This window comes from Pseudoalteromonas sp. NFXS53 (genome assembly GCF_056629255.1).
Genome location: NZ_JBWVBR010000039.1, coordinates 1 through 5,472, shown reverse-complemented (window position 1 = coordinate 5,472; position 5,472 = coordinate 1). Strand labels below are relative to the sequence as shown.

General features: G+C 36.8%; 9 protein-coding genes. All 9 read right to left on the bottom strand.

All coding sequences use genetic code 11. The annotated features are described in order from the left end of the window. Positions 1-164 precede the first annotated feature (164 nt). Complete coding sequence (locus AC1HJP_RS21070; RefSeq protein WP_480363456.1) at positions 165-842, bottom strand: hypothetical protein; 678 nt, start codon at positions 840-842, stop codon at positions 165-167. Between the two features lie 466 nt (positions 843-1,308). Next, on the bottom strand, positions 1,309-1,599 hold the full coding sequence (locus tag AC1HJP_RS21065; RefSeq protein ID WP_480363455.1) for a hypothetical protein: 291 nt from the start codon (positions 1,597-1,599) through the stop codon (positions 1,309-1,311). A gap of 112 nt (positions 1,600-1,711) precedes the next feature. Beyond that, positions 1,712-2,053 carry a hypothetical protein gene (locus tag AC1HJP_RS21060; RefSeq protein ID WP_475167277.1) on the bottom strand — a complete coding sequence of 114 codons (342 nt, stop codon included), beginning with the start codon at positions 2,051-2,053 and terminating at the stop codon, positions 1,712-1,714. Positions 2,054-2,435: 382 nt separating this feature from the next. Next, the gene (locus AC1HJP_RS21055; protein WP_480363454.1) at positions 2,436-3,023 is read right to left on the bottom strand and encodes a hypothetical protein; all 588 of its coding nucleotides are present in this window, start codon (positions 3,021-3,023) and stop codon (positions 2,436-2,438) included. Then, complete coding sequence (locus AC1HJP_RS21050; protein WP_480363453.1) at positions 3,020-3,340, bottom strand: hypothetical protein; 321 nt, start codon at positions 3,338-3,340, stop codon at positions 3,020-3,022. The genes AC1HJP_RS21055 and AC1HJP_RS21050 overlap by 4 nt, the downstream gene beginning before the upstream one ends. A 191-nt stretch (positions 3,341-3,531) precedes the next feature. Then, positions 3,532-3,912 (bottom strand): hypothetical protein, encoded by a 381-nt coding sequence (locus tag AC1HJP_RS21045; RefSeq protein ID WP_480363452.1) that lies wholly within the window; start codon positions 3,910-3,912, stop codon positions 3,532-3,534. A gap of 118 nt (positions 3,913-4,030) precedes the next feature. Next, positions 4,031-4,501, bottom strand: a complete 471-nt coding sequence (locus tag AC1HJP_RS21040; protein WP_480363451.1) for a DUF2199 domain-containing protein — start codon at positions 4,499-4,501, stop codon at positions 4,031-4,033. Between the two features lie 137 nt (positions 4,502-4,638). Further along, a complete protein-coding gene (locus tag AC1HJP_RS21035; protein ID WP_480363450.1) occupies positions 4,639-4,881 on the bottom strand; it encodes a hypothetical protein in 243 nt (80 codons plus the stop codon). 140 nt (positions 4,882-5,021) lie between these two features. Then, positions 5,022-5,369, bottom strand: a complete 348-nt coding sequence (locus tag AC1HJP_RS21030) for an immunity protein Imm33 domain-containing protein (protein ID WP_335993270.1) — start codon at positions 5,367-5,369, stop codon at positions 5,022-5,024. Positions 5,370-5,472 lie beyond the last annotated feature (103 nt).

The window sequence follows — 5,472 nt, the reverse complement described above, 5'->3', positions numbered from 1 at the left end:
ACCTAAAAGCTGATTTGAAGGAAAGAGTAGAAGTAAAAACCGCTTTAAAGACAGCTATTTAAAGTGACGCATAACGCTTGCCGTAAACGGCACAAAATAGCAGGCTAAAATTTGCGACGAAGGAGCACAGCCTGTTATTTTGTGTCCTTTGTTTGACGGCCTTGTTAGGCATTTACGAAACCAACATATTTAAACTCAGTTGCTCGCTTCTCTGACTTATCATGTGCTTGGAGTATAATCGGAGTCTCAAGTGTTTTATTTTCGTTATACTCAACAACTAATGTCCAATTATTTAACGAAACGCCCTCCCAACCATCGGGCAAACGCTCACCAGCAACATAGCCACATAAAGTAACTTGTAAAATAGATTTTTCTTCAAAAGTGCTTGGGAAATTAGGTAAGGAAGCTTTTTCTTTAAGTGATTTTTCTAGTTGAGCCAAATCCTGCACCAATAAGTCTTCATGATCTAATTCAACATAATATAAATTAGCTCTTTGTTCCCATTTTTCCCCAAGCCCAAGCGGCTCTTTATATTTAAGTTTAATGCTTTTAATTAAAACCTTTTTGCCAAAGAAAAGCTCAAAGTCTATTTTAATACCATAGTCTATCCATTCACGATAACAGCGTATTTTTGGGGAAATAATGTTTATTGAAAGTTCACTCTCTTTAACAGGCTTTTCATCCGATTTTTTGCGAGCAGACCAGTGATTAAAGCTTGCAATAAGAACCAAAACTGAAGAAATAATTATTATGATTGGTTCCATATGACTATCAGGGTTAAAGTACCAATAAATAGCTGCCCCAATAATAATCAGGCTAAATAAGACTCTAAAGATAACCACTGAACTCTCCTAAATGCCTAACGCCGTTGTAACCGGCAAAAATTGTTGGCTAAAATGTGAAGCGAAGCGTAACAGCCAACAGTTTTTTGTCCGCGTTGACGACCTTGTTATGCGTTGACACGCAAATTTAGAAGCGCTTGCGCCTGCACTAATAAGCCAAACTTAAAATTAAAAAACACTCACCAAACCAAAAATTGCAAAGAAGCGTTCGACTGGTGAATGATGATTCTGGTCACAGCTTAAATTGAAAAACGAAAAGCCAAGACCAACTTAAAACTTAATTGCACCACTGTACCTAAAAGCTAATTTGAAGAAAAGACCTGACGTAAAAACCGTTTTAAATACAGTGAATTGAAATGACGCATAACGCCTCAGTTAAAAGGCAAAATTTGGTTGGCTATAATGTGAAGCGGAGCGAAACCAGCCAACTGAATTTTGTCCGCTTTTAAACTGTTTGTTATATGAACTATTTACCGTGAAAAATAGACCAAAAAGTTTCTCTAGCTTTATGTAGACTCGTTAAATTTTCACCTTTTGATATACAAAGTGCTGATCCAGCGAATATTAAGACTAAAGGTAAAATTAAACTGAACATTTTGGCTTCAGCATCATTCCTCTCAACACCATTTAAATTAATGGTTACACTAGGGTCAAATAATGCTCCAAAAGCTGAGTAACCTAAGAGTACTCCTACACATATAAATAAAACACCAATTAGGCGTAATGTATTTTTATAAACACTGACTGGTAAGTACACTCAGACCTCAAAGTTCATATAACGCCTTAATAAACGGCGGAAAATAGCAGGCTAAACTAAGCGAAGAATGAGCGCAAGCCTGCTGTTTTGCGTCCATTGTTTAATTAACTTGTTAGGCAGCACGTAGCACTTTGCTATTTTTAATACCCAGAACGAAATAAATTAAACCGATAGCAAACGCAATGTTGTAAGGAAGATCAACGAAGAGTTCAAAGTGCGGTGAGTCACCTGCAATACCAGCAATTAAAATTATTGTTATAAAGGAGAATAAACTAAAAAAAGTTGAAAGTGCGAACGCAAAGAAGCCTTTTGAAAAATGTGAGAGATATTTATCACTTTTAACTTTATAGGTTTTTTTAAGTGAAACATAACCGTAAACGTTAACAATAATTGCAATAACTGACATTGCCACGTCAAAGAAATAATAAGGTGTTAAAATATTCGCTTCTTCCAAGGTAAACTCCCTTTTTTCTGTGCTGCCTAACGCTTAGCTAACAGGCAAAATTGAATAAGCTAAAATCGAGCGAAGCGACGAGCTTATTTAATTTTGTCCTAGTTTAGCGCCTTGTTATGCGTTGACACACCGCTTTCAAAGCGCTTGCGCCTGCACCAACGAGCTAAACTTTATTTATATAAACACTCACCGAACCAAAAAATGCAATGAAGCGATTGACTGGTGAATACCCTTTCTGGTCACAGCTTAAATTGAAAAACGAACAGCCAAGACCAACTTAAAATTTGATTACGCCACTGTACCTAAAAGCTGATTTGAAGGAAAGAGTAGAAGTAAAAACCGTTTTAAAGACAGCTATTTAAAGTGACGCATAACGCCGCATTCAGCGGCTTGTCCGCTGCAATGCCTTGTTAAGCCCCAAGTCCGCTTCCAAGACATTATTAATTGACTGTGAAAGACCCTTTCCTCTAGGTGAGGATATGAATTTAATTTTTTTTCTATAGTCCAAATTCTCAATCTCTTTAAGAAAGCTTTCTGGAACTTTAGAATCTAAAATCATTATAAGCTCATCTATTTCGATATTTTCCTTGAAATAGTCTGAAATCCACTTAGCCTTAAACCTATTGATATTTGATTTTGCCTCTATCCCAATCTTTTTATCCCCATAAGATAAAAGAAAATCTATGTATTTTCCGCTGGACAATTCAAAATCATATTTTTTGTGGGCATGAATAAACTTATTGATATTTTTCTTAACTTCATTCTCAAAGTTTAATTCCGACTCAAAAATAGCCTTAACATCTTCATTTGAATTGGCAACAAACTTTAATTCTTTCCCATTTTTATCTTTTATTGATATTTCGTTTTCCAGAATTTCAAACGCCTTATCCACGATTAATTTTTTAACAAGAACAGAAATGGCGGGGATCAATGCGCCTGCAGCAATTAAGGTAAATAGCTCTTCCATCACACCTTCTCCTTTATACCTGTCAGTATTAAGCTGATGCTATATAAAGAACCACCGATAACCATATGACTATCAAATCCAAAGGTTTTATCAAGTGGGAACTTTAATGACATATAACAGGACCAAGTCCAACAAAATAGAAATGCAAATACAAAAAACCATAGGAAAGGCATAAAGGCTGCCTCCGACTTTGACATGGCGATAACGTCTTCATGACCAGGTATTGTTTTTTGCTTGGGTTTAATGAGAGGCATTAAAAACGATAACCCCGCCGCTGCGAGAGTTGGACCTGCGAAGCCAGTCGAATCAACCTCTAGCATTGTCCTCAGCCCCCATTCAAACCCTAACAGAGTTAGTGGAAATCCATATATCAGAATTACATACATTATTTAGAATACTTCCTCACTCTATGGCTTAACGCCGCAAATAAACGGCAAAAAATAGTTGGCTATAATTTGTGAGGTACGAACAAAGCCAACTGGTTTTTGTCCGCCCTTTTTAATTTGCTTTGTTAGTAGCCTTTAGCAAATAAGCAATAATCTCTGTTACCGTAAAAAACCCAGCTTAAATTTTGTGGCACTAAATAGAAACTCAGGATGTCTGTAGACTGCTGAAAATTGTTAAAGCGAGTCCAGTTTAGCTTGAACTCTGAATTTAGCCTTTTAACCACACCTGTGGTTTTATAAACCCGTTCAAAAGTCTCAAAAACAAACACTTTTTCATTGCTTTGGTACTCACCAACATTTGAGAAAACTTCATGAAACTGCTCTTCCAAGATCCAGTAACCACTTTCAGCAATTGGAAGTTGCGTGACTTTCCATTTTGCCGATAGAAGAGTTAACTCATTTTCATTATCTATATCTAGTACTGACTTTAGCTCGTCAAATTGCACCAAAGCCTCCTAGGCTACTAACGCCTTAATAAACGGCGAAAAATAGTAGGCTAAAATAAGCGACGAAGGAGCGCAAGCCTACTGTTTTGCGTCCACGGTTTAATTAATTTGTTAGCTTTCAATTACTGAAACTATGAACCTTTTCAATACTTACACCACTAACCTGCTCTTGGGTTAACAAGTGTTCTTTATCTATAAAAGTAAACGTAGGTCTCTGAGTTTCGTTTCCTAGCTGAACTTGAACAGTTAGACTTAGCGTATTTTCATAACTAGGTATTTTATTGGCAACCACTCCGGGAAATGAAGGTCTAGAGCTATTGTCATTCTCATAATTATCTACATACTCAAAAAAGTTTTGCTCTGAAACTTCCACCCAAACACCCCAGCCATAACTTTTTTCAGAATCGATCACAGGAATATAAGCAACGCCCCTAAGGAAATAGCGCTCATCAAGTCTGCATAAATCAGAATCTAATTGCGTGCGGTCATTCTTTTCAGCATCAGATAATGCCCAAACTTCGTCTGGCATTTTGTAGCTTTTATCAAAAGAAATATCCCCTATATCTTTCCCACAACATCCGCACTTCAATTTGTTCTCCTGAAAGCTAACGCTTAGCTAACAGGCAAAATTAAATAAGCTAAAATCGAGCGAAGCGACGAGCTTATTTAATTTTGTCCTAGTTGAGCGCCTTGTTATGTGCATTATTAACACACTACTTTACTAAACTATGATTTTTTATAATCACGATCTTTAATAACAACCCAAAGTGAAATAATTACTGAAAGTAAAGCAGCACCTGCAGTATAAATAAGTATTGCCGACAATACATTTATTAACTCTAAGTTTTCAAACCCATTATGTAGCCCAAACAAAGCGGACTTGAATATTGCTACGCCAAAAGAAACATAAAATAGATATTTGAAAACAATCTTCCAAACGATAAAAATCTTGGATGATTCAGCTGGCATAATACTTACCTTTCATATATAGGTACACATAGTTATAAAAAGCACATAACGCCTCGCTTAACCGGCGCAAAATAGCAGGCTAAAATTAGCGAAGAATGAGCGCAAGCCTGCTGTTTTGCGTCCATTGTTTAATTAATTTGTTATATGCTTTCATCTGCCACTGCTTGGTCAAACCAAACATGCTCTGACTCACCGCCCAAGTTAAAACGATACCCGAATGGAAGAGCCATATATATTGCTAACTCAGGGCGTTTTTCGATGATGTGCTCAAAGTGCACCGTAACTAATGAGCTGGTATTACCGTCGTACTCATCTGTAGTTAACCACCAACCACTCATATGATTTGGTGATGGGTAACGAACTCCTTCAACTGGTGTTGAGCCCTCATAAATGCCTTTAGAAATAGTAACAAGCTGAGTTGGCTCAACAGGAGCATAAATTGCTTGATAATGCTCACAACATTCTTTTTGGACTGACTCAATACTCAAGCTTCTTACCCCTGACTTGAAAAAGCATATAACGCTTAGCTAACAGGCAAAATTGAATAAGCTAAAATCGAGCGAAGCGACGAGCTTATTTAATTTTGTCCTA